General features: G+C 69.6%; 23 protein-coding genes. 5 read left to right on the forward strand and 18 right to left on the reverse strand.

What is annotated here, in order from left to right:
- Nucleotides 1-14: 14 nt before the first annotated feature.
- From ACWD4J_RS23550 to ACWD4J_RS23580, 7 genes are read right to left on the reverse strand one after another with little or no spacing between them, the layout of a single operon-like run.
- Nucleotides 15-2,531 carry an NADH-quinone oxidoreductase subunit G gene (locus ACWD4J_RS23550; protein WP_451397390.1) on the reverse strand — a complete coding sequence of 839 codons (2,517 nt, stop codon included), beginning with the start codon at nucleotides 2,529-2,531 and terminating at the stop codon, nucleotides 15-17.
- A complete protein-coding gene (nuoF, locus tag ACWD4J_RS23555; protein ID WP_451397391.1) occupies nucleotides 2,528-3,904 on the reverse strand; it encodes an NADH-quinone oxidoreductase subunit NuoF in 1,377 nt (458 codons plus the stop codon). Before nuoF ends, ACWD4J_RS23550 begins: the two co-directional genes overlap by 4 nt.
- Nucleotides 3,904-4,764 (reverse strand): NADH-quinone oxidoreductase subunit NuoE, encoded by an 861-nt coding sequence (gene nuoE / locus ACWD4J_RS23560; RefSeq protein WP_451397392.1) that lies wholly within the window; start codon nucleotides 4,762-4,764, stop codon nucleotides 3,904-3,906. The genes nuoF and nuoE overlap by 1 nt, the downstream gene beginning before the upstream one ends.
- Entirely contained in the window at nucleotides 4,761-6,140 is a 1,380-nt protein-coding gene (locus ACWD4J_RS23565) for an NADH-quinone oxidoreductase subunit D (protein WP_451397393.1), read from the reverse strand. The genes nuoE and ACWD4J_RS23565 overlap by 4 nt, the downstream gene beginning before the upstream one ends.
- Entirely contained in the window at nucleotides 6,137-6,871 is a 735-nt protein-coding gene (locus ACWD4J_RS23570) for an NADH-quinone oxidoreductase subunit C (protein ID WP_451397394.1), read from the reverse strand. Before ACWD4J_RS23570 ends, ACWD4J_RS23565 begins: the two co-directional genes overlap by 4 nt.
- Nucleotides 6,868-7,422: a NuoB/complex I 20 kDa subunit family protein gene (locus tag ACWD4J_RS23575; protein ID WP_451397395.1), complete on the reverse strand. Its 555-nt coding sequence runs from the start codon at nucleotides 7,420-7,422 to the stop codon at nucleotides 6,868-6,870. The genes ACWD4J_RS23570 and ACWD4J_RS23575 overlap by 4 nt, the downstream gene beginning before the upstream one ends.
- A 36-nt stretch (nucleotides 7,423-7,458) precedes the next feature.
- Entirely contained in the window at nucleotides 7,459-7,818 is a 360-nt protein-coding gene (locus tag ACWD4J_RS23580) for an NADH-quinone oxidoreductase subunit A (RefSeq protein ID WP_306321116.1), read from the reverse strand.
- Between the two features lie 774 nt (nucleotides 7,819-8,592).
- Here ACWD4J_RS23580 and ACWD4J_RS23585 point away from each other — a divergent pair.
- Nucleotides 8,593-9,390 carry a C40 family peptidase gene (locus tag ACWD4J_RS23585; protein WP_451397396.1) on the forward strand — a complete coding sequence of 266 codons (798 nt, stop codon included), beginning with the start codon at nucleotides 8,593-8,595 and terminating at the stop codon, nucleotides 9,388-9,390.
- A gap of 85 nt (nucleotides 9,391-9,475) precedes the next feature.
- Here the strand turns inward: ACWD4J_RS23585 and ACWD4J_RS23590 are convergent, their stop codons facing one another.
- The 3 genes from ACWD4J_RS23590 to ACWD4J_RS23600 form a co-directional block, all read right to left on the reverse strand.
- Nucleotides 9,476-11,296, reverse strand: a complete 1,821-nt coding sequence (locus ACWD4J_RS23590) for a hydroxysqualene dehydroxylase (RefSeq protein ID WP_451397397.1) — start codon at nucleotides 11,294-11,296, stop codon at nucleotides 9,476-9,478.
- Between the two features lie 112 nt (nucleotides 11,297-11,408).
- On the reverse strand, nucleotides 11,409-12,215 hold the full coding sequence (locus tag ACWD4J_RS23595; protein WP_451397451.1) for a nucleotidyltransferase domain-containing protein: 807 nt from the start codon (nucleotides 12,213-12,215) through the stop codon (nucleotides 11,409-11,411).
- 149 nt (nucleotides 12,216-12,364) lie between these two features.
- Entirely contained in the window at nucleotides 12,365-13,657 is a 1,293-nt protein-coding gene (locus ACWD4J_RS23600; RefSeq protein WP_451397398.1) for a geranylgeranyl reductase family protein, read from the reverse strand.
- Nucleotides 13,658-13,754: 97 nt separating this feature from the next.
- On the opposite strand from ACWD4J_RS23600, the gene ACWD4J_RS23605 reads away from it, so the two are divergent.
- The gene (locus ACWD4J_RS23605; RefSeq protein ID WP_451397399.1) at nucleotides 13,755-14,270 is read left to right on the forward strand and encodes a GNAT family N-acetyltransferase; all 516 of its coding nucleotides are present in this window, start codon (nucleotides 13,755-13,757) and stop codon (nucleotides 14,268-14,270) included.
- A gap of 97 nt (nucleotides 14,271-14,367) precedes the next feature.
- Nucleotides 14,368-14,712, forward strand: a complete 345-nt coding sequence (locus ACWD4J_RS23610; RefSeq protein WP_451397400.1) for a PASTA domain-containing protein — start codon at nucleotides 14,368-14,370, stop codon at nucleotides 14,710-14,712.
- Between the two features lie 45 nt (nucleotides 14,713-14,757).
- Here the strand turns inward: ACWD4J_RS23610 and ACWD4J_RS23615 are convergent, their stop codons facing one another.
- The 4 genes from ACWD4J_RS23615 to ACWD4J_RS23630 form a co-directional block, all read right to left on the reverse strand.
- Nucleotides 14,758-15,447, reverse strand: coding sequence for a demethylmenaquinone methyltransferase (locus ACWD4J_RS23615; protein WP_451397401.1), 690 nt, complete (start codon nucleotides 15,445-15,447; stop codon nucleotides 14,758-14,760).
- A 79-nt stretch (nucleotides 15,448-15,526) separates the two neighbouring features.
- The gene (locus tag ACWD4J_RS23620) at nucleotides 15,527-16,702 is read right to left on the reverse strand and encodes an acyltransferase family protein (protein ID WP_451397402.1); all 1,176 of its coding nucleotides are present in this window, start codon (nucleotides 16,700-16,702) and stop codon (nucleotides 15,527-15,529) included.
- Between the two features lie 30 nt (nucleotides 16,703-16,732).
- Nucleotides 16,733-19,075 carry a bifunctional polysaccharide deacetylase/glycosyltransferase family 2 protein gene (locus ACWD4J_RS23625; protein WP_451397403.1) on the reverse strand — a complete coding sequence of 781 codons (2,343 nt, stop codon included), beginning with the start codon at nucleotides 19,073-19,075 and terminating at the stop codon, nucleotides 16,733-16,735.
- Nucleotides 19,076-19,094: 19 nt separating this feature from the next.
- Entirely contained in the window at nucleotides 19,095-19,487 is a 393-nt protein-coding gene (locus ACWD4J_RS23630) for a hypothetical protein (protein ID WP_451397404.1), read from the reverse strand.
- A 305-nt stretch (nucleotides 19,488-19,792) separates the two neighbouring features.
- Between ACWD4J_RS23630 and ACWD4J_RS23635 the strand changes: the two genes are divergently transcribed.
- Nucleotides 19,793-20,824, forward strand: a complete 1,032-nt coding sequence (locus ACWD4J_RS23635; RefSeq protein WP_451397405.1) for a hydrolase — start codon at nucleotides 19,793-19,795, stop codon at nucleotides 20,822-20,824.
- Nucleotides 20,825-20,879: 55 nt separating this feature from the next.
- Here the strand turns inward: ACWD4J_RS23635 and ACWD4J_RS23640 are convergent, their stop codons facing one another.
- The 3 genes from ACWD4J_RS23640 to ACWD4J_RS23650 form a co-directional block, all read right to left on the reverse strand.
- Nucleotides 20,880-21,326 carry an imidazolonepropionase-like domain-containing protein gene (locus ACWD4J_RS23640; RefSeq protein WP_451397406.1) on the reverse strand — a complete coding sequence of 149 codons (447 nt, stop codon included), beginning with the start codon at nucleotides 21,324-21,326 and terminating at the stop codon, nucleotides 20,880-20,882.
- Nucleotides 21,327-21,333: 7 nt separating this feature from the next.
- The gene (gene mqnC, locus ACWD4J_RS23645) at nucleotides 21,334-22,548 is read right to left on the reverse strand and encodes a cyclic dehypoxanthinyl futalosine synthase (protein WP_451397407.1); all 1,215 of its coding nucleotides are present in this window, start codon (nucleotides 22,546-22,548) and stop codon (nucleotides 21,334-21,336) included.
- A 117-nt stretch (nucleotides 22,549-22,665) separates the two neighbouring features.
- Complete coding sequence (locus tag ACWD4J_RS23650; protein ID WP_451397452.1) at nucleotides 22,666-23,478, reverse strand: menaquinone biosynthetic enzyme MqnA/MqnD family protein; 813 nt, start codon at nucleotides 23,476-23,478, stop codon at nucleotides 22,666-22,668.
- Between the two features lie 384 nt (nucleotides 23,479-23,862).
- Here ACWD4J_RS23650 and ACWD4J_RS23655 point away from each other — a divergent pair, with 384 nt between their 5' ends.
- Nucleotides 23,863-24,066, forward strand: a complete 204-nt coding sequence (locus ACWD4J_RS23655; protein ID WP_067282429.1) for a cold-shock protein — start codon at nucleotides 23,863-23,865, stop codon at nucleotides 24,064-24,066.
- A gap of 283 nt (nucleotides 24,067-24,349) precedes the next feature.
- On the opposite strand, the gene ACWD4J_RS23660 is transcribed toward ACWD4J_RS23655, so the two are convergent.
- Nucleotides 24,350-26,257, reverse strand: a complete 1,908-nt coding sequence (locus tag ACWD4J_RS23660; protein ID WP_451397408.1) for an AMP-dependent synthetase/ligase — start codon at nucleotides 26,255-26,257, stop codon at nucleotides 24,350-24,352.
- Nucleotides 26,258-26,259: the final 2 nt, after the last annotated feature.

Here is a 26,259-nt window from a genome sequence, read left to right on the forward strand (position 1 = left end):
CAGGGCCTGCGGCGTCATGACGTCACCTCCGTGACAGAAGAGGCCTTCGGCTCCACCGCCGGGCCGATGCGGACGAGTTCGCCGGGCCGCGCCCCCGTGTCCGAGGCAACGCCTGTCCCGGTCGAGTTCAGCGGGAGCCACACCACGCGGTCGGGCATCTCGGTGATCTGAAGCGGGAGTTGCGTGGCGCCCGCGGGTCCGGTGACGGCGAGGACATCGCCGTCCTTGACGCCCGCCTCGCCCGCGGTGGCCGCGGAGAGCCGGGCCACGGCCGCGTGCCGCGTGCCGGCGAGCGCCTCGTCGCCGTCCTGGAGGCGGCCCAGGTCGAGCAGCAGCCGGTGGCCTGCGAGCACGGCCTCTCCGGCACCCGGCCTCGGCAGGGGCACCGCCGTCTCGAGCGGCTCGGTCGCCCGCGGCCCGTCCCAGGGGCCGAGCCGGTCCAGCTCGGCGCGCGCCGTACGCAGGTCGGGCAGGCCGAGGTGCACATCCATGGCGTCCGCAAGCATGTGCAGCACGCGCGCGTCGGTCGGCGCCAGACGGCGCGTCATCTGGTCCGGCTTGAGCGCGGCCTCGAACGGCCGTGCCCTGCCTTCCCAGTTGAGGAAGGTGCCCGCCTTCTCGGCGACCGCGGCCACCGGCAGGACGACGTCGGCCCGCTCCGTCACCTCGCTCGGACGCTGCTCCAGCGAGACGAGGAAGCCCACCTCGTGAAGCGCTTCACGCGCGCGTGCCGGGTTCGGGAGATCGGCGACCTCGACGCCCGCGACGAGCAGCGCCCCCAGCTCGCCCGTGGCGGCCGCCTCGACGATCTGCCCGGTGTCGCGGCCGTAGCGGTGCGGAAGTTCCGCGAGCCCCCAGGCGGCGGCGACCTCCTCCCGCGCGCGCGGGTCGGTCGCCGGACGCCCGCCCGGCAGCACGGACGGCAGGGCACCCACCTCGATCGCGCCGCGCTCACCTGCCCGGCGCGGGATCCACACCAGCTGTGCGCCGGTCGCGGTCGCGGCCCGTACGGCTGCGGTCAGCCCGCCCGCCACGGCGGCGAGCCGCTCGCCGACGGCGATGACGGAGCCCTCGGCGCGCAGCGCCTCGCCGGCCCTCGCCCCGTCGTCCTCCAGACCGACCCCGCCCGCGAGCGCGTCCAGCCACTCGGTCTCGGTGCCGGGCGCCGCGGGCAGCAGCGTACCGCCGGCCTTCTCCAGGCCGCGCGTGGCGTGCGAGGCGACCGCGAAGGTGCGCTGCCCGTGCTTCCGCCAGGCCTTGCGCAGCCGCAGGAAGACGCCGGGCGCCTCCTCCTCCGCCTCGATGCCCACGAGCAGCACGGCGGGCGCCTTCTCCAGCGCGGCGTACGTGACGCCCGTACTGTCCAGGTCCCTTCCGCGCCCTGCTACCTGCGAGGCCAGGAAGTCGGCCTCCTCGCTGCTGTGCACGCGCGCGCGGAAGTCGATGTCGTTGGTGCCGAGCGCCACGCGCGCGAACTTGCTGTAGGCGTAGGCGTCCTCGACGGTCAGCCGGCCACCGGTCAACACGCCGGTCCTGCCGCGCGCCGCGGTCAGCCCGCGGGCCGCCGCCTCCAGGGCCTCCGGCCAGCTGGCGGGCTCCAGCTCACCGGTCTCGGCGTTCCGGACGAGGGGGTGTTCGATCCGGTCCGGCAGCTGCGCGTACCGGAACCCGAACCGGCCCTTGTCGCAGATCCACTCCTCGTTGACCTCCGGGTCGTCGGCGGCGAGCCGCCGCATGACCTTGCCGCGCCGGTGGTCGGTGCGCGTGGCGCAGCCGCCCGCGCAGTGCTCGCACACGGACGGGCTGGAGACCAGGTCGAAGGGCCGGGCACGGAAGCGGTACGCCGCCGAAGTGAGCGCGCCGACCGGGCAGATCTGGATCGTGTTCCCGGAGAAGTACGACTCGAAGGGGTCGCCCTCACCCGTGCCGACCTGCTGCAGCGCTCCCCGCTCGATGAGCTCGATCATCGGGTCGCCGGCGACCTGGTTGGAGAACCGGGTGCAGCGCGCGCAGAGCACGCACCGCTCGCGGTCGAGCAGCACCTGCGTGGAGATCGGCACCGGCTTCTCGTACGTCCGCTTCTTGCCCTCGAAACGGGTGTCCGGGTCGCCGACCGACATCGCCTGGTTCTGCAGCGGGCACTCGCCGCCCTTGTCGCAGACCGGGCAGTCCAGCGGGTGGTTGATGAGCAGCAGCTCCATCACACCGCGCTGCGCCTTCTCGGCGACGGGCGAGGTGAGCTGCGTCTTCACGACCATGCCGTCCGTACACGTGATCGTGCAGGACGCCATGGGCTTGCGCTGGCCCTCGACCTCGACGATGCACTGGCGGCAGGCACCGGCCGGGTCGAGCAGCGGGTGGTCGCAGAACCGCGGGATCTCGATGCCGAGCAGCTCGGCGGCGCGGATGACCAGGGTGCCCTTGGGCACGCTGAGCTCGATGCCGTCGATCGTCAGCGTCACGAGGTCCTCGCGCGGCACCGCGGCTTCGGCGTTGCCGCCCCCGGAGGGAGCGCCAGTCGTCACCGTCATGCGTTCACCTCCGTACGGTGATCGGCCCAAGCCGTGGACTTGGCCGGGTCGAAGGGGCAGCCCCCGCCCGTGATGTGCTGCTCGTACTCCTCGCGGAAGTACTTGAGCGAGGAGAAGATCGGCGAGGCGGCGCCGTCGCCGAGGGCGCAGAAGGACTTGCCGTTGATGTTGTCGGCGATGTCCGCGAGCTTGTCGAGGTCGCTCATGGCGCCCTTGCCGGCCTCGATGTCGCGCAGCAACTGCACCAGCCAGTACGTTCCTTCACGGCAGGGCGTGCACTTGCCGCAGGACTCGTGGGCGTAGAACTCGGTCCAGCGGGTGACGGCCCGCACGACGCAGGTCGTCTCGTCGAAGCACTGCAGCGCCTTGGTGCCGAGCATGGAACCGGCGGCGCCCACGCCCTCGTAGTCGAGGGGGACGTCGAGGTGCTCGTCGGTGAACATCGGGGTCGAGGAGCCGCCCGGGGTCCAGAACTTCAGCCGGTGCCCCGGCCTCATCCCGCCGCTCATCTCCAGCAGCTGACGCAGTGTGATGCCGAGCGGCGCCTCGTACTGGCCGGGGTTGGCGACATGGCCGCTGAGCGAGTAGAGCGTGAAGCCCGGGGACTTCTCGCTGCCCATCGACCTGAACCATTCCTTGCCCTTGTGCAGGATCGCGGGAACCGACGCGATGGATTCCACGTTGTTCACGACAGTGGGGCACGCGTAGAGGCCCGCGACGGCAGGGAAGGGGGGACGGAGTCGCGGCTGGCCGCGGCGGCCTTCGAGAGAGTCGAGCAGCGCGGTCTCCTCACCGCAGATGTACGCGCCCGCGCCCGCGTGCACCGTGAGTTCGAGATTGATTCCGCTGCCCAGAACGTTCTTGCCGAGGTAGCCCGCCGCATACGCCTCGCGCACGGCCTCGTGCAGCCGCCTGAGCACGGGGACGACCTCGCCGCGCAGATAGATGAAGGCGTGCTCCGACCTGATCGCGTAGCAGGCGATCACGATCCCTTCGATGAGGGCATGCGGGTTCGCGAAGAGGAGCGGGATGTCCTTGCACGTCCCGGGCTCCGACTCGTCGGCGTTGACAACAAGATAGTGAGGCTTGCCGTCGCCCTGTGGGATGAACTGCCACTTCATACCCGTGGGGAAGCCCGCGCCGCCGCGGCCGCGCAGGCCCGAGTCCTTGACGTACGCGATGACGTCGTCCGGCGACATGGCGAGCGCCTTGCGCAGGCCCTCGTACCCCTCGTGCCGGCGGTAGACGTCCAGCGTCCAGGACCTGTCCTCGTCCCAGAACGCCGACAGTACGGGGGCGAGCAGCTTCTCCGGGCTCGACTCCCCGCCGGCCTCGGGCCGCGGGGTCCCCCCGTATTCGGTGGACACCGTCATCACTCCCCCTCCTCGGTGACCGGGCCCGCGGGGTGCGCGGGGTCGGACGCCGATGTCTTCTGCGGCGCGTCGTGGGCGCTGAGGTGCTCGGCGGGCGGCTCGTCCTGGGGTGCGGCGTCGCTGCGCTCCTCGCCGCGCGGGTGGACGATGCGCGGCTCGGGCTGCTCGCCCTTGGCCAGGCGTAGTCCGATCAGCGAGGCCGGGCCCGCGCTGCCGCTCGCCTCGGCGGCGCCGGGCCGGGGGTCGGGGAACCCGGCGAGGATGCGGGCCGTCTCCTTGTATGTGCACAGGGGCGCGCCGCGGGTGGGCCGGACCTCGGCGCCCGCGCGCAGATCGTCGACCAGCCGCGTGGCGCTCTCGACGGTCTGGTTGTCGAAGAACTCCCAGTTGACCATCACGACCGGGGCGAAGTCGCAGGCCGCGTTGCACTCGATGTGCTCCAGGGTGACCTTGCCGTCGCCGGTGGTCTCGCCGTTGCCGACGCCCAGGTGCTCCTGGAGGGCGGAGAAGATGGCGTCGCCGCCCATGACCGCGCACAGGGTGTTGGTGCAGACGCCCACCTGGTAGTCACCGCTCGGCTTGCGCCGGTACATGGTGTAAAAGGTCGCGACCGCGGTGACCTCGGCCGTGGTCAGGCCGAGCATGTCCGCGCAGAACCGCATCCCGGTGCGCGTGACGTACCCCTCCTCGGACTGCACCAGGTGCAGCAGCGGGAGCAGCGCGGACCGGGAGTCGGGGTAGCGGCCGATGACGTCGCGCGCGTCCGCTTCGAGCCGGGCCCGGACGTCGTCCGGGTAGTCGGGCGCGGGCAGTTGCGGCATGCCCAGGCTGACGCCCTGTTCGGAAGGGGTGGTGGTCACCGGTCGACGCCTCCCATCACGGGGTCGATGGACGCGACGGCGACGATGACGTCGGCGACCTGGCCGCCCTCGCACATCGCCGCCATGGCCTGCAGGTTGGTGAACGACGGGTCGCGGAAGTGGACCCGGTAGGGGCGGGTGCCGCCGTCGGACACGACATGCACCCCGAGCTCGCCCTTGGGGGATTCCACTGCCGCGTAGGCCTGGCCGGGCGGGACCCGGAAACCTTCCGTCACCAGCTTGAAGTGGTGGATCAGGGCCTCCATGGAGGTGCCCATGATCTTCTTGATGTGGTCGAGCGAGTTGCCGAGACCGTCCGGGCCGAGGGCGAGCTGCGCGGGCCAGGCGATCTTCTTGTCGGCGACCATGACCGGGCCGGGCTCCAGCCGGTCCAGGCACTGCTCGACGATCCGCAGCGACTGGCGCATCTCCTCGAGCCGGATCAGGAAGCGTCCGTAGGCGTCGCAGGTGTCGGTGGTCGGGACGTCGAAGTCGTACGTCTCGTAGCCGCAGTACGGCTGCGCCTTGCGCAGGTCGTGCGGGAGGCCCGCCGAGCGCAGGATCGGTCCTGTGGCGCCGAGCGCCATGCAGCCGGCGAGGTCGAGGTAGCCGATGTCCTGCATACGGGCCTTGAAGATGGGGTTCCCGGTGGCGAGCTTGTCGTACTCGGGAAGGTTCTTGTTCATCTTCTTCACGAACTCGCGGATCTGATCCACCGCGCCGGGCGGCAGGTCCTGGGCGAGTCCGCCGGGCCGGATGAACGCGTGGTTCATCCGCAGGCCGGTGATCAGCTCGTAGATATCGAGAATCAGTTCACGATCACGGAAGCCATAGATCATGATCGTGGTGGCACCGAGCTCCATGCCGCCGGTCGCGATGCACACCAGGTGCGAGGACAACCGGTTCAGCTCCATCAGGAGCACCCGGATGATCGTCGCCCGGTCCGGGATGTCGTCTTCGATGCCGAGAAGCTTCTCGACCGCGAGGCAGTACGCCGTCTCGTTGAAGAAGGGCGTCAGGTAGTCCATGCGCGTCACGAACGTGGTGCCCTGCGTCCACGTGCGGTACTCGAGGTTCTTCTCGATGCCCGTGTGCAGATAGCCGATGCCGCAGCGGGCCTCGGTGACGGTCTCGCCCTCGATCTCCAGGATGAGGCGGAGCACACCATGGGTGGACGGGTGCTGCGGACCCATGTTGACGACGATGCGCTCGTCGTCGGCCTTGGCCGCGGTCTGGACGACCTCGTCCCAGTCGCCGCCGGTGACCGTATATACAGTCCCCTCGGTCGTCTCTCGTGAAGACCCCAGCGTCCCGGAGGGACTCGATGAGGGGCGGTGGCCGGGTGACGGGTGGGCGGAAGCTGACTGCGTGCTCATGAGTACGACCTCCGCTGGTCCGGAGCCGGGATCTGGGCGCCCTTGTACTCGACGGGGATGCCGCCGAGGGGGTAGTCCTTGCGCTGCGGGAAGCCCTGCCAGTCGTCCGGCATCATGATCCGCGTCAGCGCCGGGTGGCCGTCGAAGACCAGCCCGAAGAAGTCGTACGTCTCGCGCTCGTGCCAGTCGTTCGTCGGATAGACGGAGACGAGCGAGGGGACGTGCGGATCGGCGTCTGGGGCGCTGGTCTCCAGGCGGATCAGCCGGTTGTGGGTGATCGAGCGCAGGTGGTAGACGGCGTGCAGCTCGCGGCCCTTGTCGTCGAGGTAGTGCACCCCGGAGACGCCGGTGCACAGCTCGAAGCGGAGCGCCGGGTCGTCGCGCAGGGTCTGGGCGACGCGGAGCAGGTACTCGCGCTCGATGTGGAAGGTGAGCTCGCCGCGGTCGACGACCGTCTTCTCGATGGCGTTCTCCGGGACGAGGCCCTGTTCCTCCAGGGCGCCCTCGAGCTCGTCGGCGACTTCGTCGAACCAGCCGCCGTAGGGCCGCGCGGCAGGGCCGGGCAGCCGTACGGAGCGGACGAGCCCCCCGTACCCGGAGGTGTCGCCGCCGTTGTTCGCGCCGAACATGCCGCGCTGGACGCGGATCTCCTCGCCCTGGTCACCCCGCTGACCAGGAAGATTCGAGGCATTGAGGTCCTTCTCGGGGTTCACGCCGTTCTGCTCGCTCATCGCAGCAGCCCCTTCATCTCGATGATGGGGAGCGCCTTGAGCGCCGCCTCCTCCGCCTCCTCGGCCGCCTCCTCGGCGTTCACGCCGAGCTTGGAGGTCTGGATCTTCTGGTGGAGCTTGAGGATCGCGTCCATCAGCATCTCGGGCCGCGGCGGGCAGCCGGGCAGATAGATGTCGACGGGGACGATGTGGTCCACGCCCTGCACGATCGCGTAGTTGTTGAACATGCCGCCGGACGAGGCGCAGACGCCCATGGAGATGACCCACTTGGGGTTCGGCATCTGGTCGTAGACCTGCCGCAGCACCGGCGCCATCTTCTGGCTCACGCGGCCGGCCACGATCATCAGGTCGGCCTGGCGCGGCGAGCCGCGGAAGACCTCCATGCCGAAGCGGGCCAGGTCGTAGCGCCCCGCGCCGGTCGTCATCATCTCGATGGCGCAGCAGGCCAGGCCGAAGGTGGCCGGGAAGACGGACGACTTGCGCACCCAGCCCGCGGCCTGTTCGACGGTGGTCAGCAGAAAACCGCTCGGCAGTTTCTCTTCGAGTCCCATTAGTGGCCCCTCAGACCCCTTTGTCCCTTGCGCCTGTCAGTCCCATTCCAGGCCGCCGCGCCGCCATACGTATGCGTAGGCGACGAAGACGGTGAGCACGAAGAGCAGCATCTCCACGAGCCCGAAAACACCCAGGGCGTCGAAGGTGACGGCCCAGGGATAGAGAAAGACGATCTCGATGTCGAAGACGATGAAGAGCATCGCCGTCAGGTAGTACTTGATCGGGAATCGTCCGCCGCCCGCCGGTGTCGGCGTCGGCTCGATACCGCACTCGTAGGCCTCGAGCTTGGCCCGGTTGTAGCGCTTTGGACCGACAAGCGTGGCCATCACCACGGAGAAGATCGCAAAGCCTGCCCCGAGGGCTCCCAGTACGAGGATGGGCGCATAAGCGTTCACCGCTCCTCGCTCCTCTCAGTCGGCACTGACTGTTTCGGCGGCGCCGAGCTGCTCCCCGCGCCCTAGTCACACGAGTCCCGCGAGCCCCGGGAACCACAGAGGCTCCGGAAGCCCCATCAGGCCCACAAGTCCCGTACGGACCCGGGGAGATCGTGTACATGTGAAGCAGGTCACAAGCCCAGCTGCCACGCATCCTATGCCTGTAAGTCTGTGATCTGCGACACGGGGTACGCCACGGACTTTGTGATCTCCACCACCCGTCGAAGGATCATCAAGTCGTATGAGCAGTGATCTTCACACGCGAAGCGCCTGAGTGATCACCAGAGGTGACAACTTGACCTGTTTTCCCAGGTGGAAGAGGCGGGCCCATTATCAAGCGAGGAGCCTCCAGAGCAAATTGGTGCTGGACGAATCGGCCTGATAGTGACGCGCGACCCCATGTCGACAGGACAAGGGCAGGCGTCCATCGAACGCGTGCATCCGTTCACGAGCCGGACGCCCCCGCGACGGTGACCGTTCCGTGACCTGTGCCACATCGTCGGACGATGTGAAGAAACCGGGCTTGGCCAACCGTCTCAACCGATGGTAAGTGGCAGGCAATTCGGACGTAATACCGAAAGACCGTGATCACAGGCCTGATCACCCCTGCCCGCTATGTCCGTTACGGCGTCAATAAAGAACGACACGCGCGGGATTCGGTGTCCGAAATGAGCAACTGTGGCGCACCACACGTTTCTTGAAGGTAACGGGGAGTCCCTGATAGCGCTTTTACACATGTCCCTCACCGCTCACATACCCAGCCACCGGAAGCCCCGCCGCGGCGCGTCGAAGCTCGCATTGCGCGCCGGAGTTGCCGGTGGCGTCCTCAGCACCCTGGCAGTGGCCGGTGCGTCCGGGTCGGCGACCGCCGCCGAGCCCGTGACCGAGACCATCGAGCTGCCCACCATCACCACCGGCCTGACCGCGCAGATCGCCCAGTCCGCGGACGCCACCCAGCAGGCAGCAGACCGCTACGAGTTGCTGGCGGAGCAGGACGCGGCCGCCGCGCAGGCCGCGAAGCAGGCCAAGAAGGACCTCACCGAGGCCAAGCGCAAGGCGGAGGCCAAGAAGAAGGCCGAGGCCGAGCGCAAGGCCGAGGCCGAGCAGGCCGCCGCCTCCCGGTCCTCCGCGCGCACCACCCTGGTGTCCACCGCCTCCGACGTGTCCGCCCCCGCTAGCGGCAGCGTCGCGACCGTCATCGGCTTCCTCAAGGCGCAGCTCGGCGACGCGTACGTGATGGGCGGCACGGGCCCCAACTCCTGGGACTGCTCCGGCCTCGTCCAGGCCGCGTTCAGGCAGGCCGGTGTGGACCTGCCGCGCACCTCCCAGGCGCAGTCGACGGCCGGCACCCAGGTCTCGCTCTCCAACGTCCAGGTCGGCGACATCCTGTACTGGGGCGGCGCCGGATCCGCGTACCACGTGGGCGTCTACATCGGTAACGGCCAGTACCTGGACGCCGCCAACCCCTCCAAGGGCGTCGTCATCCAGGACCTGTCCGGGTACCCGGCGAGCGGTGCGGTGCGCGTGCTCTGAGTTTCAGGCACACCGAGCGGCTTTTGGGCCGCGGCTCCCGAGACCGGTGAGCCGCGGCCCGACCCGTTTTCACAAGGCCACGGCCTCAGCCCACGTCGAAGGTGTTGGGCAGCCCCAGCCGGTAGCGGACCTCGTCGACGCGCTTGAGGGGCTCCATCTCCGGCGGGCGGTACAGCTCCCAGATGCGACAGCGCTCGGCGTCCGAATTGTCCGTGTCCAGCAGCGCGTTGACGGCCATGCGCGCCGACTCGTTGGCGCCCTCCATGGTCGCCAGATCCACATCTGTCCGGACATAGTCACCCGCGAGGAAGAAGTTCGGGACGGCGGTCCGGGCGGCGGGGCGATTGTAGAGCGTGCCGGTGGGGTGGATCAGGAGCGGTTCGCGGTTCTGGGGGTCCGGCCCGCCGAGGCCGGTGACCGCCGGGTCCATGAACCAGCCGAGCCGGTCCTCGTCCCTGAGCACGGTCTTGCCCGCATCGTTCAGCCCGTCCTTCAGCTGCGCCCAGCACTCGGCCACGATCTCCTCGCGAGTGCACTCCCGGGCCGTCTTGCCGTAGAGGATCCCGGGCAGGTCCCACTCCGAGACGATCGCGGAGAGGCAGTCCTGCGCCTGTCCGTCGCCGTAATCGGCGGGGAAGTCCCGTACGTCCCAGAACTGCGCCTGGCCGATGCCGGTCACCGCCCACGGCGAGTCGAGGCAGTTGATGTGTCCGTGCACCACGGGCGTGGGCGTGCGCAGATAGAACTGCACGCCCGTCATCCAGTCCGTCTTCAGCGCGTCGCACCGTGCCAGCTGCGGATCGGCCGCGCGCAGGGCCGCGCCCCACGTCACGCGCGCGTGCTCGACGGGCATGGCGGACACGTAGTGGTCGGCGGTGACGGTACGGGTGTTGGTCCCGTCCGGCGCGGAGACCTGGACGCCGGTGATCCGCCCGCCCTCGTACACCACCTCGCGTACCTGCGTGCCCAGCTCGAACTCGACGCCCAGTGAACGGAGATGGGCCTCCCACGGGTTGATCCATGCCTCGCTCGTCGGCGCGTTCAGGACGCGGTCGATGTCCGCGTCGCCGTCCATGCCGCGCCCGAGCAGCCCCCACAGCAGCAGCGCCTCGATGATGACGCGCCCGACGGTGCGGGTGGAGGCCACCTGGGCACGAGTGGCGACGAGATTGCGGGTCTGTCCGATGCCGAGGGTGATCTGGTACTCCTCGCTCATCTCCTCGGCCCGGATGAAGTCCCACCAGGCGGTCTTCTCCCACTCGTCCTCGCGGCGGGCGTCGCAGCTGGTGAGGTGGACGAGCAGCCGGTCGGCGAAGTACGCCGCCTCGTTCGCGGGCAGCCTGGTGCCCGTGTCGAGGACGCTCAGCACCTGGTCGCGGATCCAGGACGGGGTGAGGTCCACCGGCCGGGGCGGGGTCGTGACGCGGCGCAGGGGGAAGTGCAGATCGGGTCGGCTGGCCTCGCGGGCGAAGAGGGTCTCGGTGCCGCTGCGGAGATTGTCGTGGACGCCGTTCGCGTTGCCGGGGAACGGGATGCGGCGCAGGGTGTCCGGCAGATTGCGGTAGAAGCCGGGGAAGAAACGGAAGCCGTGCTCACCGGGGAGTGGCCCCCGGCCGCCCTCGCCCGTGCCCGGCACGTCCATCGAGCGGGCCTTGCCGCCGAGCACGTCGTAGTACTCGTAGACCGTGACCGCGTAGCCGCGCTCGGCGAGCTCCTGGGCGGCGCTGAGGCCGGAGACGCCGCCGCCGAGGACGGCGACTCGTCTGCCGGATGCCGCGGCCGCCGAGCCGGCCGGCCATAACGCGGTGGCGCCGACCGCGCCCCCCACCGCCGCCCCGGCGCCGGCCAGGAAGCGTCTGCGTGTGGGGCCCGGCTCCCCCACGGGTCCCATGCTGTCTGTTGTCATGGGTCCGTCAGGGTAGGCAGGGGTGGGTGACGCCGGAAGGCGCCCGGCCGTCTACCCACAGCATCCTCACACCGTGTTCGCCATCGCTTACGGAGAGGCGTGCTCAGGGGAGTCAGGACGAGGGTTCGGCGAGCCGTTCGCACACCTCGTCCGTCAGCCGGTCGGCGGCGTCGAGTGCCGCCGCGAGCACCTCCGGGGCCGTGCCGAGGCCGGAGAACAGCGCGTGAGCGCGCTCGGCGAAGCCCTCCGGGGCGACGGCGAGTTCTCCCGCGGCCCGCACCGCACCCTTCTCGTTGAGCACCCAGTGCCCGGCCTGAGCGTGGAGAGCGTGTACGAGAAGCCCCACCGCGCGGAAGAGGCAGCCGGCGACGTAGAAGGCGTCGCCGCGAGCCGCGCCCTTGCGCGCGCCGCCCAGGATGAACGGTGCCTCCCACCGCGCGTTGGCGATGAGCGCATCACGCAGCGGCTCCGGGTAGCTCCGCGTCTGCTGCTGCAGGTCCCGCAGCTCGCCGGTGGGGTCGGCGAGGACGCGTCCGAGGGCGAGTTCACCGACGTAGGCGTGGGAGTACACGCCGAGCGGGTGGCCGGGTTGGCTGCCCACCTCGAAGCGGCCCTCCCGGCACTGCTGCCATATGCGGTGCACGCGGTCCAGATCGCGGTAGATCCAGTCGACGCGGTGGCCGTCCACGGTCAGCCAGCTGCCGCCGTCCACCCATGGGCCCCAGCCGCCCGGCTCGGTCACCTCGACGGGCGCGCCGGTCAGCTCGGCCGCGAGCCGGCGCAGTGCGGCGGTGTCCAGCGGCGGCCGGTAGTACAGGCCCAGGTCGAAGTCGGAGTCGGGACTGTGCGCGCCCCTCGCCCGGCTGCCTCCCAGACACACCCCGACGACGCCGCTGACGTCGGTCAGCCGTTCGGCCATCTCCACCAAGAAACGATCCACGGCCCGGATTCTGCAGATCCGGGCCGTGTGCCGCGAGCGGATTTCCGGCGCCTCCGGCACAGCGACCGGCGACCAGCGACGGGCAACGGGCAACGGGTCGCCGCGGCACACACGGCCGGCGCCACGGCTCACGCCTTCGGCGCCACCTTGCTCAGCCCGTTGATGATCCGGTCCATCGCGTCGCCGCCCGTCGGGTCCGTCAGGTTGGCGAGCAGCTTCAGCGTGAACTTCATCAGCAGCGGGTGGGTCAGGCCGCGCTGCGCCGCCAGCTTCATGACCTTCGGGTTGCCGATGAGCTTCACGAAGGCGCGGCCCAGCGTGTAGTAGCCGCCGTACGTCTCCTTGAGGATCTTCGGGTAGTTGTGCAGGGCGAGTTCGCGCTGAGCCGGGGTGGCGCGGGCGTGCGCCTGGACGATGACGTCGGCGGCGATCTGGCCGGATTCCATGGCGTACGCGATGCCCTCGCCGTTGAACGGGTTCACCAGGCCGCCCGCGTCGCCGACGAGCAGCAGGCCCTTGGTGTAGTGCGGCTGGCGGTTGAAGGCCATGGGGAGGGCGGCGCCGCGGATCGGTCCTGTCATGTTGTCCGGTACGTAGCCCCACTCCTCGGGCATCGACGCGCACCACGCCTTGAGCACCTCGCGCCAGTCCAGCTCCTTGAAGGAGGCCGAGGTGTTGAGGACGCCGAGGCCGACGTTCGACGTGCCGTCGCCCATGCCGAAGATCCAGCCGTAGCCCGGCAGCAGCCGGTCCTCGCCCGGGCCGCGCCGGTCCCACAGCTCCAGCCAGGATTCCAGGTAGTCGTCGTCGTGGCGGGGCGAGGTGAAGTACGTGCGCACCGCGACGCCCATCGGGCGGTCCTCGCGGCGGTGCAGCCCCATGGCCAGGGACAACCGCGTGGAGTTGCCGTCCGCGGCGACGACGAGCGGCGCGTGGAACGTGACGTCCCGCTTCTCCCCGGCGTCGCCGAGCTTGGCGTGCACGCCGGTGATGTACCCGGTGCGCTCGTCGACGATCGGCGCGCCGACGTTGCACTGCTCGTACAGCCGCGCGCCCGCCTTCTGCGCCTGCCGCGCCAGCTGCTCGTCGAAGTCGTCCCGCTTCCGCACGAGCCCGTAGTCCGGGTAGGACGCGAGATCCGGCCAGTCCAGCTCCAGCCGGACGCCGCCGCCGATGATGCGCAGACCCTTGTTGCGCAGCCAGCCCGCCTCTTCGGAGATGTCGATGCCCATCGCCACGAGCTGCTTGGTGGCGCGCGGGGTCAGCCCGTCACCGCACACCTTTTCGCGCGGAAACGAGGTCTTCTCCAGCAGGAGGACGTCGAGCCCGGCCTTCGCCAGGTAGTAGGCGGTGGTGGAACCGGCTGGCCCGGCCCCGACGACGATCACATCAGCGGTGTGTTCGGTGACGGGCTCGGTCACAGCGGGATCTCCCCAAGACTCGAAAACTGCGTGCTGGGTGGCACCGGATATGGGCAGTCTATTCAGCAGCACTGATCACCCAGCCGAAGGGCCGCCCGTGAACCGAGCTCTCCCCGCCGTACAGCTGCGCGTCCCGACCGACGAGGACGCCTTCACCTGGTACCGGGTCTTCGACCACCCTGACGTGATGGAGTTCCACGGCGGCCGGTCCGCGGAGCTGTCCGTCTACGAGGAGTTGACGGCCCGGCAGCGCAAGCACGACGCGGAGCGCGGGTTCTGCTTCTGGACCATGCTCGACGAGGAGCGCTTCCCCGGCGAGGTGCTCGGCTTCACGGGCGCCCAGCCGTGGCCGCACGAGTGGGGGCCGAAGGGCGAGGTCGAGATCGGCTGGCGGCTCGGCCGGGCGTACTGGGGCATGGGGTACGCGACGGCCGCGGCGCAGGCCGCGCTGGAGCGCGTACGGGCGGCGGGCGTCAGCAGCGTCGTGGCGATGGTCGACGCGCGCAACGAGCGCTCCGTCGCGGTGACGCGGCGGCTCGGCATGGAGCTCGCAGAGACGTTCACGACGCCCGTTGGGAAGCGGCAGGGGTACTGCTTCCGGCTGAAGCTCTGACGGCGGGCGCGAACAAATCACGTTGACGGTCACCCCCGGCTGTTCCGGGATGCCCGGTTTGGGGTCTACCCTTCCGGTACCGCTGGGGGTGACGTCCGTGCGCCTTACACCGAAGACACCCGAAGTGCGCGTACCGCGGCTGGTCGGCCTGATGGCCGTGGACGCGCGCGAGAGAGCCGAGGCCGGCGGTGTGCTGCTGGCGGCTCCGGACCGGCCCGACTTCCATCTGACCGTCATCGACTACGTGGTGCGGCAGTACCCGCTGCCGGGCGTCGAGGTGCCCATCGGCGCCGTCGTCACCGTCTGGTTCGACCTCGGCGACGGTGAGGGCGGCGGCGGGGCGGGAGTGCGTGAGCCGCGCCGTCCCGGCCCCCCGATGGGCGGGCTGTACCGGGAGCTCGACGAGCCGGGTGAGTCGTTCGAGGCGCTCTGGCCTGCGTGATCCGGGCCGCCTGGCGACTGCGTTTCGCCGGCGGACGCCCTGCGGCTACTTGACGCCGCGGTGCAGCGCCACGATCCCGCCCGTCAGGTTGCGCCACGCCACCTTCGACCAGCCCGCCTTCTGCAGCCGCTCCGCCAGCGCGGGCTGGTCGGGCCAGGCGCGGATGGACTCGGCGAGATAGACGTACGCGTCGGGGTTGGACGACACGGCGCGGGCGACGGGCGGCAGGGCGCGCATCAGGTACTCGGTGTAGACGGTGCGGAACGGCGCCCACGTCGGGTGCGAGAACTCGCAGATCACGACACGCCCGCCCGGCTTCGTGACGCGGTACAGCTCGCGCAGCGCCGCGTCCGTGTCGTGGACGTTGCGCAGCCCGAAGGAGATCGTCACCGCGTCGAAGGTGTCGTCGCGGAACGGCAACTTCGTGGCATCGCCCGCCGTGAACGGCATCCAGGGGTGGCGGCGCTTGCCGACCTGGAGCATGCCGAGCGAGAAGTCGCACGGCACGACGTACGCGCCGGTCTGTGCGAACGGCATCGAGGACGTCGCCGTACCGGCGGCCAGGTCCAGGACCTTCTGCGCGGGCCGGGCGTCGACGGCCTTCGCGACCTCCTTGCGCCACAGCCGGGCCTGGCCCAGGGACAGCACGTCGTTGGTGAGGTCGTACCGTTCCGCCACGCCGTCGAACATCGAGGCGACTTCGTGCGGCTGCTTGTCCAGGGATGCGCGGGTCACCGGCCCATTGTGGCAGTACGGGCCGGGCAGCTCTCAGGCGCCCGGCCCGTACATCGTCCTTCGGGCAGGTCGGGCCGGGTCAGGGCAGCAACCGCGGCTTGCGCTTCGCCGCGACGTCCTCGACCCAGCCGAACAGCACGATCGCCACGGCGATCAGCACCCAGCCGATGCCGAACATGAACCACTGGCTCTCCAGCGGCAGGTACTTCTCGAACGCGGGGACATTCCAGAACTGGTCGATCAGCGGTACGGCGATGACCAGCGCGACCTCGTGCCAGAGGTAGAGCGTGACGGCACGGCTGTTGAAGATCGTCACGGTCCGGTCGAGCCGCTTGAAGCGGGCGAGCCAGGCGAAGTCCACGTGGAAGTACGCCTTGAAGTACATCAGCAGCGTCACGAACCCGGCCGACCAAAGCGCCTGGGCGAGCGGGATGTCGTCCAGGTCGTACGAGCCGTACTCGCCCTGGTGGCTGAAGGCCCACCAGCCGCCGACCGCGAGCAGCAGCAGCGAGCCGGTGACCACCGGGCCCGGCTTCCAGCGCTGGAGCAGGCCGTCGCGGTGCGCGAAGCCGAGCAGCCAGCAGAACAGGAAGGTGGCGAGGTCCGTGAGCGCGCTGCCGAGGCGGCCGTCCGGCGGCGTCCACACCGTCTCGAAGACGACGACGGGTACGAGGGACAGCAGCAGGACCGGGACGGGGGCCAGGCGGAACAGCTTGAGCAGTACCGGGGAGAGCAGCACGAACCAGAGGTAGGTGCGCAGGTACCAGAGCACCGCCCAGGCCTGTTCGCCCCAGGCGTTGCCCGGGGGGTCGCCGAGCGGGACCACCCAGTAGAGGATGTTCGCGCCCGGGATCCAGCCGTGGATCATCATCGCGATCGCGAGGAAGAAACCGAAGACCCACAGCGGGATCAGGAGCCTGCGCATGCGGCTTCTGATCACCTTGAGGGCGGGGCGCTCCAGGGACTTGGCCATCAGGGTGCCCGCGAGGGCGAACATCACGCCCATGGAGGGGAAGACGAGGCCTGCCCAGGCCCATTCGAAGGTGTGGTAGGCGACGACTCTTACGAGCGCGATTGCGCGTAGCGCGTCGAAGTAGCGGTCTCGGGTTTTGGGGGCGCCCTCGTGTTTCGGCGCCCCCTGCGAGCCCCCTGCGTCGGGGTGGACGCCGGTGTCGGGCGCACCCGCCGTCGTGGGCACAGCGGTAGCGGCGGTGGCGGCGCCGTCGGCCGCCGCAGGAACGGCACTGTTGCCCACAGCAGTAGCCCCTCGCCTGTGTGTCCCCACTCAGCTCACCCCCGCCGGTGTCCCGACCTCGCCCGTGCGCTTGAGTTTCTGCCAGCGCAGGCGGCCGCCCGTGAGGGCTGTGACGCAGGAGTGGATGAGGACGAGGTACATCATCTGGCGGTACGCGAGTTGCTGGAGCGGAAGCATCAGCAGATAGCGGTACTGCTCTCGGTCGAGCCGGAAGGCGTAGGCCGCGCAGACGAGCTGGACGGCCAGGACGGCGAGCCAGGCGAGCAGTGACGCCTTGAAGTCGACGAAGATCATCGAGTAGACGGTGAACATGTCGATCAGCGGGGCGAAGACCGGCGTGACGATCTGGAAGAGCACGACGAGGGGCATGCCGACCCGGCCGAAGCGCCCGGAAGGGCCCTTGTCCGTCAGGGATTTGCGGTGCTTCCACAGCGCCTGCATCGTGCCGTAGCTCCAGCGGTAGCGCTGGCTCCACAGCTGCTTCAGGGAGCCGGGCGCCTCGGTCCAGGCGCGTGCGTGCTCCTGGTAGACGACCCGCCAGCCCGCGCGGTGCAGGGCGATGGTGATGTCCGTGTCCTCGGCGAGGGTGTCCTCGCTCATGCCGCCCACGGCGAGCACCGCTTCGCGGCGGAACGCGCCGATCGCGCCGGGGATGGTGGGCATGCAGCGCAGCAGGTCGTACATGCGGCGGTCGAGGTTGAAGCCCATGACGTACTCGATGTGCTGCCAGGCGCCGATCACGGTCTTGCGGTTGCCGACCTTGGCATTGCCCGCGACCGCGCCGACCTCCGGATCGGCGAAGGGCTGCACGAGCTGGTGCACGGTGTCCGGTTCGAAGACCGTGTCGCCGTCCATCATCACGACGATGTCGTACGAGGCGTTGCGTACCCCGTTGTTGAGGGCGGCGGGCTTGCCCGCGTTCTCCTGGCGGATGACGCGGACGTTGGGCAGGCCGAGGGACTCCGCGATCTCCGATGTCCCGTCCGTCGAGCCGTCGTCGACAACGATGATCTCGATCGGGTGGGTGCTCTGCGCGAGCGAGTGCAGGGTGTTGGCGATGCACTCCTTCTCGTTGTACGCGGGCACGATCACGCTCACCGGGCGGGTGACCTCGGGGCCCCAGCTGAAGCGGCGTCTGTTGCGCTGTCGGTGGTGGCGGCGGGCGAGGATCAGCATCATCCCGAACCGGCCCATGACGGCGACGCCGACCACGGCGAGCCCGGTCGCGAGGCCCGGCACCGTCCACTCCGCGACGGCGACGGCCCACAGCAGTGCCCTGCCCTCCCAGAGGGTGGCGCCGGTGGCGGTGCGGTGGGCGGCCGTGAGGGACGAGGCGCTGCCCTGCCTGCCTGTGCCCTGCTGCCCGTTCCCCGGCTGGCCGGTCGGCTCCTGGACGGTCGGCTGCTGCCCAGCGGCCTGCTGGCCAGTGGCCTGCTGACCGCTGGCCTGCTGACCAGCCGCCTGCTGCCCGGCGTTCTGCCCGACGGCGTTCTGCCCTATGGCGCCGCTGATGGTGGTGAAGGTGTAGCCCTTCGCCTTCATCTTCTTGATGTACGTGCCGAGCGCCTTGACGGTCTGCGAGCGGTCGCCGCCCGCGTCGTGGAAGAGGACCGACGCGCCCTCGCCGTCCTCCGGCGTGGCCCACTTGATGATCTTCGAGACGCCGGGCTTCTTCCAGTCGTCGCTGTCGGTGTCGACGAAGACGCTGGTGTAGCCCCGGGCGCCGAGCTCCTTGTAGACGGGCCAGCTGTAGTTGTCGATGGCGTCCGTCTCGGAGGAGTACGGGGCGCGGAAGAGCGTGGTCGTGATGCCCGCGGCACCGGCCAGCGCGAGCTGCGTCTGCTCCATCTCACGTGTGACGCGCGCACTGCTCTGGTACGAGAGGTCGACGTGCGTGAAGGTGTGGACGCCCACTTCGTTGCCCTGCTCCACGAGGTCCTTCACGATGCCCGGATAGCGCGAGACCATCGAGCCGACCACGAAGAACGTGCCCGGTACGTCGTTCTCCTCGAGCACCTTGAGAACCTGGGGCGTCCACGTGGGGTTCGGGCCGTCGTCGAAGGTGAGCGCGATGGTCTTCTCCGGCACGGACACGGTCTGCGCCTGGCCGTTCCGGAAGGTCAGGATCGGCCCGCCGTCGAGGACCTTGTCGGGGACCTTGCTGGAGCTGGCTCCGGTGCGTATGCGCTGGTCGCCTCCGACCTCGGCGCGCAGATACCCGTCGAGCAGCATCACGCTGGTGAGCGCCAGCAGAAGCAGCGCGGCGAGGATCACGCGCGGTTTCTGCAGTGCCGCGGCCTTGCGCCCGGCCCGCTCGATGCGCGAGGGGGAGCGCCGCCGGCCACGCTGGGGCCTCGTCGTGTGGGGGGTCATGAGTTTGAGTGCATTCCGGTCAGTTGGCGCCTGCGTAGGCGGACGCGGCGGCGGAGGGAGCGGAGGTGGGCGGCGCGGCCGAGGGCGCGGCGCCGGTGGGCAGGCCGGTGGGCATGGTCCGGGTGGGGGGCGCCCCGGTCGGGGCGGCGCCCTGCGGTCCGCCGGCGGGGGCGTCATCGAAGGGCAGCAGCGCCGACGGCGAGAGCGAGGTGCCCCAGCCCATGAACGCCATGCCCAGCACGGCCGCGTACCCGACACAGATGGCGCCCACGACGAGGCCGAGTCGGCGCAGCAGACGCGCCCTGCGCCCGGAGTTGTCGACGAACACGGGCCCCGTTTCGGGCCCGTTACCGCCCTTACGGCGGCGTCCACGCGACGGCACGCGGTTTTCGATCACAGGCTCGGAATGCATTCCTGGATATTAGAACTCCATTACGGAGTGAAAGCCTTCATTTCACTGTGCGAGGCCCATGAAAAGCGCAACAACCTGTCCTTCACCTGAGAATTCAACTCCACAACACCCTGGCACCCTTGGCGAACGTGCCCGAATACGTCCAATTTGTCCGCCCGATTAGTCCCAGTTGAAGACGAACCTCTGTGATCCGCATAAGATCAACCTGTGTTCATGAACCCAACCCGAATGTGAGACGTTCCCTACTCCGGAAGCACATTTTGTTCCAATCCTGAGACAGAAATCACGAGAGCGGGTACGTCACAATGCGGAGTTTCCTGAAGCCGGCTGCCGGGCTCATCTGCCTGGTAGCGCTGGCCTGTTCCGGGTGCTCCTCCGGCGACAATGCATCCTCGGACGCGGCGCCGACTAAGCCCCCGGCGGCCAGCGCGTCGCCCGAGCCGACTCGGACGCAGACGTCGGCCATCGCTTACGAGCCGTACGTCAGCGCCACGACGGCGTCCGACCTGGACTCGTCCGGTTCACCGTCCACGTACAACCTCGCTTTCGTGATCGCGGACGGCAGCGACTGCACACCCACGTGGGACGGGACGGCGGCCATCGACGACTCGGCTGTGAAGTCGCGGATCTCGGAGCTGACCTCCTCGGGCGCCGACGTACGCGTCTCCTTCGGCGGCGCGTCCGGCAAGGAGCTCGCCTCGACGTGTGACAGCGCGTCCGAACTCGCGGACGCGTACGCGAAGGCGCTCGACGCCGCCGGTGCGACACAGGCGGACTTCGACATCGAGGGCGACGAGCTCACCGACTCCGACTCCGTGGCACTGCGCTCCGAAGCCATTGCGCTGCTCCAGAAGAAGCGCGATCTGCAGGTCTCCTTCACGCTGCCCGTGATGCCCTCGGGCCTCGACGACAACGGCGTGGCGCTGCTGGAGTCCGCCAACGACCACGGTGTGGCGGTCTCCACGGTCAACATCATGACGATGAACTACGGCGAGTCGTACGGCGGAGACATGGGCGACTACGCCATCACGTCGGCCAAAGCGGCCCATGACCAGCTGGAGGACGTCTTCGGCCTCTCGGACGGGGACTCCTGGAAGGGGCTCGCCCTCACCTCGATGATCGGCGACAACGACATCGCCGGCGAGACCTTCACGCTCTCCGACGCCGCTCAACTCCGGTCGTTCGCCGAGAAGAAGAGCATCGCCTGGCTCTCCATGTGGGCCTCTTTCCGCGACCAGCAGTGCGACAGCGCTGATTCCTCGTCGGACGACGCGGCGACCAACTGCAGTGGCGTGGAGCAGAAGGACGGGGCGTTCGCGGAGGCGTTCTCCGGCTGACGGCTGACGGCTGACAGTCTGAAGACCGACGGCTGACCTACCGTCTGCGGCTGACCTACCGCCTGCGGTGGACCAGACGGCCCGCACAGACCGTGGCGACGCACGTGCCGGTCGCGTCGAAGACGGCGAGGTCGGCGCGGCCGAGGCCCGTGATCGCGGCGAGACGGGTACGGCCGAGCACGGCGACGTCGTTGCGCGCGGCCGCGGCCCGGAGCTCAGGCGTGCCCGCATACTCCTCAAGGACGGCCGTCGCGCCCGTCTTCAGCACCGCATGGACGCGCTCGCGCGGGGTCGGCGCGTCCGGCAGCGGCCCTTCGTGGACGCGCGCGGGACCGAGGGCACCGGGCCAGCGGCGCACGCGGGCGCCCGGGAACCGCTCCTCGAGCTCGGCCTGCGACCCCACCGCTGCGACCCGGTTGCCCTCGACGGCGACGGCACCGCCCTCGACGGGCTCCGAGTCCCAGGTCAGGCGAAGCTCGTCCGCGACGTGGATCGTCAGCACAAGAGCCCTAGTTGGAGGCGAGGAGCTTCAGCTCCGGATGCGCCGTGCCGCCCTCGATCGCGGTGGACGAGATGTGCGAGACGACGCGGTCGTCGACGGGGTCGTTCGCCGGGTCGTCATGCACGACGATGTGCTCGTACGTGGTGGTCCGCTGGGCGGGAACGCGACCGGCCTTGCGGATCAGGTCGATGATCTCGAGCCGGTTGGAGCGGTGCTTGGCGCCTGCCGACGACACCACGTTCTCCTCCAGCATGATCGACCCCAGGTCGTCCGCGCCGTAGTGCAGCGAGAGCTGGCCGATCTCCTTGCCGGTGGTCAGCCACGAACCCTGGATGTGGGCGACGTTGTCGAGGAAGAGCCGCGCGATCGCGATCATCCGCAGGTACTCGAAGATCGTGGCCTGCGTGCGGCCCTTCAGATGGTTGTTCTCGGGCTGGTAGGTGTACGGGATGAAGGCCCGGAAGCCGCCCGTCCGGTCCTGTACGTCGCGGATCATCCGCAGGTGCTCGATGCGCTCGGCGTTGGTCTCACCGGTGCCCATCAGCATCGTCGTCGTGGACTCGACACCGAGACCGTGCGCGATCTCCATGATCTCCAGCCACCGCTCACCGGACTCCTTGAGCGGCGCGATGGCCTTGCGGGGCCGCTCGGGCAGCAGCTCGGCGCCGGCGCCCGCGAAGGAGTCCAGACCCGCGGCGTGGATACGGCGGATCGCCTCCTCCACGCTCACGCCCGAGATCCGGGCCATGTGCTCGACCTCGGACGCCCCCAGCGAGTGGATGACCAGCTCGGGGAATTCCTTCTTGATGGCGGCGAAGTGCTTCTCGTAGTACTCGACGCCGTAGTCCGGGTGGTGGCCGCCCTGGAACATGATCTGCGTCCCGCCGAGCTCGACGGTCTCGGCGCAGCGCCGCAGGATGTCGTCGAGGTCGCGCGTCCAGCCCTTGGCGGTGTCCTTCGGCGGGGCGTAGAAGGCGCAGAACTTGCACGCCGTGACGCAGACGTTCGTGTAGTTGATGTTGCGCTCGATGATGTACGTCGCGATGTGCTCGGTACCCGCGTACCGCCGGCGGCGGACGGCGTCGGCGGCGGCGCCCAGGGCGTGCAGCGGCGCGTCGCGGTAGAGGACGAGCGCCTCTTCCGGAGTGATCCGCCCGCCTGAGGCAGCACGGTCGAGCACGGCTGTGACATCAATGGAGGTGAGGTCGGCCTTCTCGGTCACCGGGCTCCCCTTCGCAGAGTTGAGGCCTCTGGGGCACTGGACGGACCGATCCAGCCTACGCCAGCGCCTTTCGGCAGCTGACGTCAGGCCAGGTCGGAACAGCCCTGCTGCGTACGCCTACGAGTGCAGCAGCTCCACGCGTACGTCCGCCGGGAAGCCCGTCGTCGGTCCGACCCGGCGGGCGAACTCCGTGACGCCCTTCAGCTGGGCGTCGCCGAGGCGGAAGTCGAGCGTCGTGAAGTAACGCTCCAGCACGCTCTCGTCGAAGGCCTCCCAGCGCGCCGCCTGCTCGGCGACCTTGGCGACCTCCTCCAGCGACAGATCACGGGAGGCGATGAACGCCTCGTGGACCTTGCTCACGATGACGGGCTCGCGCTCCAGGTAGTCGCGGCGGGCCGCCCATACGGCGAAGACGAAGGGAAGGCCCGTCCACTCCTTCCACATGGCGCCCAGATCGTGCACCTGGAGACCCAGGCGCGGAGCGTCGTGCAGATTGGCGCGCAGCGCGGCGTCCCCGATGAGGACGGCCGCATCCGCCTCCTGCATCATCACGCCGAGGTCGGGCGGGCACGTGTAGTAGTCCGGCTGCACCCCGTAGCGCTCGGCCAGCAGCAGCTGGGCGAGGCGCACGGACGTACGCGAGGTCGAACCGAGGGCGACGCGGGCGCCGTCGAGCTGCTCCAGCGGCACCTGCGAGACGATCACGCAGGACATGACAGGGCCGTCGCAGCCGACCGCGATATCGGGGAAGGCGACGAGCTGGTCGGCGTTCCTGAGGAATTCGACGAGGGTGATGGGCCCGATGTCGAGATCGCCCTGCACCAGCCGCTCGCTGAGCTTTTCCGGGGTGTCCTTGGTGAGCTCGAAGTCGAGGAGCGTTCCGGTCCGCGCGAGCCCCCAGTACAGGGGCAGGCAGTTCAGGAACTGGATGTGGCCGACACGCGGCCGGGAGCGACGAGGGCCGGGGCTGACGCCCGGCCCGGTGAGTGAGTCCTGCGAGTCCGCGTGTGAGTTGTCCACATCGCGAGATTAGACCCATGGGATACGGTGCAAGAGGCGGGGTACCCCATCTGGCACTTTTCAGCAGGCACGTCAACCTTATTTGCATCACTCAAACATATGGGTGACGTGATCTTGCCCACTATCGTTTTCGGCGGCTTGCGTGCTACGCTCGCCGCAAGTTGCAGTTTGGTTTCCCTTGCAGTACAGAGCCTGCGGAGCATGTGACCGCGGGCTCTCGTCGTATTCAGACTTTTGCATTGTTTAACAAGGCAGGTTCTGGAGCAGGGCAACCCTTTGGCCCAAGGAGGGCTTATGGCTACCGGAACCGTTAAGTGGTTCAACGCCGAAAAGGGCTTTGGCTTCATCGCCCAGGAAGGCGGGGGCCCCGATGTCTTCGTCCACTACTCCGCGATCAACGCGTCCGGGTTCCGTTCCCTCGAGGAGAACCAGGCCGTGAGCTTCGACGTCACGCAGGGTCCGAAGGGCCCGCAGGCGGAGAACGTCACCCCGATGTAGTCGGGGTCCCGAGAACACTCGGGATCTGATCCGGAACCGGATAGCAGTACCCAAGGAGCCCAGCGCCTTCCCGGCGCAGGGCTCCTGCCTTTTTCTCATCGCCCATACGCACGCCCACCACCCACGCGTACGCGGCCGACCGTGGGTATCTCCGCCCACGCGCCCCGGGCAGCCATGCCACGCGGCCGACACCGGGTCGACGCGAGTGCACCGCACGGATGACGGCCTTACGTGTGCTGCATGACGAGCACGAAGCCGGTGCCCGGGGCCGGGTCGGACTCCCTCAGGTGCGTGGCGTCGCGTACAGCTCCTCGATCTCCTGCCCGAAGTCCCGTGCGATCGCCTCCCGCCGCAGCTTCAGCGACGGCGTCAGATGGCCCGCCGCCTCCGCGAAATCCACGGGAAGAACGGTGAAACGGCGGATGGACTCCGGGCGCGAGACCAGCTTGTTGGCCTCGTCGACGGCGCGCTGGAGCGTCGCGAGGAGTTCCGGGTCCTTCACCAGCCGGGTGATCGGCAGATCCTCCTTCCCCTTCATACGGCACCAGTGGGCGATGCCGTCGGGTTCCAGGGTGATCAGCGCGGTGATGTACGGGCGGTTGTCGCCGACGACCATGCACTGGCCGACGAGCGGATGGGCGCGGAGCCAGTCCTCCAGCGGGGCCGGGGCGACGTTCTTGCCACCGGTCGTGATGAGGATGTCCTTCTTGCGGCCGGTGATGGTGAGGTAGCCGTCGGCGTCCAGGCGCCCGATGTCACCGGTCGGGAACCAGCCGTCCGCGCTCGCGGGTGTCACTCCGCCGGCCCCCGGATCCCAGTAGCCGCGGAACACCTGTCCGCCGCGGAGCATGATCTCGCCGTCCCCCGCGATGCGCACCTTCGTACCGGGCAGGGGCCAGCCCACCGTGCCGAGGCGGGGCTTGAGCGGCGGGGTGACCGTCGCGGCCGCCGTGGTCTCCGTCAGGCCGTAGCCCTCGAAGACCTCGATTCCCGCGCCCGCGTAGAAGGCCGCGAGCCGGCGGCCGAGCGGGGAACCGCCGCAGATCGCGTACCGGACCTTGCCGCCGAGCGCCGCCCGGATCCGCCGGTACACGAGCGGGTCGTACAGCGCACGCGCCGCCCGCAGACCGCTGCCGGGCCCCGGCCCGGTGCCGTGCTGCAGGGCCTCGACCGCCTCGCCGTACCGCCGGGCTATGTTCGCCGCGCGGTCGAAGGAGGAGGCGCGGCCCATCTTCTCCGCGGTGGCGCGTCCCGTGTTGAAGACCTTCTCCAGGACGTACGGGATGGCGAGCAGGAACGTCGGGCGGAAACCGGCGAGGTCCGCGAGCAGCTCCTCGGTCTGGATGCTCGGCCCGTGGCCGAGGCGTACGCGTGCCCGCAGGCAGCCGACGGCGACCATGCGGCCGAAGACGTGCGAGAGCGGCAGGAACAGCAGCGTGGACGCCGGTTCCTTGCTGACGGACTTGAAGACGGGGTGCAGCAGCTCGATGGCGTTGTCGACCTCGGCGAAGAAGTTGCCGTGGGTCAGGGCGCAGCCCTTGGGGCGGCCGGTGGTGCCCGAGGTGTAGATGAGCGTGGCGAGGGAGTCGGGGCCGAGCATGCCGCGCCGTACGGTGACCTCCTGGTCCGGCACCTCGCGGCCCATCTCCGCGAGGCGCTCCACGTGCCCCTTCTCGAAGGCCCACACGTGCCGCAGATCCGGCAGCCGGTCGCGCTCCGGTCCGAGCGCCGCCGCCTGCGCCGTGCTCTCGACGGCTATCGCGACGGCTCCCGAGTCCTGCAGGATCCAGCGGGTCTGGAAGGCGGACGAGGTCGGATACACCGGCACGGTGACCAGCCCGGCGGCCCACGCGGCAAAGTCGAGCAGCGTCCACTCGTACGTCGTGCGGGCCATGATGGCGAGCCGGTCGCCGGGCACCAGGCCCTCCGCGATCAGGCCCTTGGCGACGGCGAGGACCTCGTCCGCGAAGGCCGCGGCGGTGACGTCGGTCCACCGGCCGTCCTGCCCCTTCCGGCTGAGGACGGCCTCTCCGGGAGCCTGCTGGGCGTTGTCGAACGGGATGTCCGCCAGCGATCCATGGGTGACGGGCGGCGCGAGCGGGGGGACGGACGCCTCGCGCACCACGCCGTCGAGCTGCCTGATCTCGGGCGGGGTGAGCGCGGGCGGGCTGGTGGTCTCTCGGCGTGACACAG

It is taken from the genome of Streptomyces sp. NPDC002577, assembly GCF_053594815.1.